1 protein-coding gene is annotated in these 502 nt (G+C 58.6%); it reads right to left on the minus strand.

Annotated elements, in window-relative coordinates:
- Positions 1-104 precede the first annotated feature (104 nt).
- Positions 105-502 (minus strand): isochorismatase family protein (locus J5M71_RS27400; RefSeq protein WP_207838688.1); only part of this gene is annotated, 398 nt, incomplete at its 5' end.

The following is a 502-nucleotide window of genomic DNA, read 5'->3' on the forward strand; positions in this document are numbered from 1 at the left end:
GATGGCCAAACCGGTGGCGGTGAAAAAAGGTGGTTTTTTGGGGTGGTTGCAGAAGCGTTGAAAGCAATAGATCGCAGCCTGCAACAGGCTGCGATCTTTTTGTCTTACTTGGCAGTGAACTTGGTGTAGCTGTTGATCAGGTTGCGATAGTTAGGCAGACGCTCGGACAGCAGATGCGCCAGGCCTTCCATGTCGTTGCGCCAGTCGCCCTGCAGCTCGCAGGCCACAGCGAACCAGTTCATCAGATGTGCACCGGCGGCGGACATCCGCGCCCACGCCGCTTGTTGCACGGTGGTGTTGAAGGTACCCGACGAGTCGGTGACGACGAACACTTCGAAGCCTTCAGCGATCGCCGACAGGGTCGGGAAAGCTACGCAGACGTCGGTCACTACACCGGCGATGATCAGTTGCTTGCGGCCGGTGGCCTTGATCGCTTTGACGAAGTCTTCGTTGTCCCAGGCGTTGATCTGGCCTGGACGCTGGATGAACGGCGCGTCAGGGA

Origin of the sequence: Pseudomonas sp. 43(2021) (genome assembly GCF_017490805.1) — a bacterium.
GTDB lineage: Bacteria > Pseudomonadota > Gammaproteobacteria > Pseudomonadales > Pseudomonadaceae > Aquipseudomonas.